The sequence below is a fragment of the Pseudomonas sp. 30_B genome, from assembly GCF_017491605.1.
Classification (GTDB): Bacteria; Pseudomonadota; Gammaproteobacteria; order Pseudomonadales; family Pseudomonadaceae; genus Pseudomonas.
This window is the reverse complement of sequence record NZ_JAFGYY010000401.1, coordinates 1-432: the sequence shown is the minus strand read 5'-3', so window position 1 is coordinate 432 and position 432 is coordinate 1. Positions and strand designations below refer to the sequence as shown.

Here is a 432-nt window from a genome sequence, read left to right as displayed (position 1 = left end):
GCTGTATGTCGCGGTCTCGTCGCATCCGCCGCCGCACCGGCAGCGCGCGTCGGGCCTGCACCTGCAATCCGACGCCGCGCTGCTGAACGACGTCGCGCGGCTGTCCGGCGAACACGCGGCGCTGCTCGACGATCCGGCGCTGCGCGCGATCTATCTGCCGATGATCCGCGACGACTATCGCGCGATCGAGACCTACCGGCGCGAGCGGCCGCCGATGCTCGACGCGCCGCTCGGCGTGATGCTGCCGCTCGCCGATCCCGAGCTCGACCGCGACGAAGCGCAGGCCTGGCAGGACGTCGCGTCCCGGCCGATCCGCGTGACGACGTTCGACGGCGACCATTTCTATCTGCGCCACGCGTACCCGGCGCTCATCGCGCACATCGCCGGGCAGATCGACCGCTCGCTGCGCCCACTCAAGGAACACTCATGAAG

General features: G+C 70.6%; 1 protein-coding gene. It reads left to right on the top strand.

The window, feature by feature from the left end:
* On the top strand, positions 1-430 hold a 430-nt coding region (locus J5M67_RS28870), incomplete at its 5' end, for a thioesterase II family protein (protein ID WP_207888732.1).
* Positions 431-432: the final 2 nt, after the last annotated feature.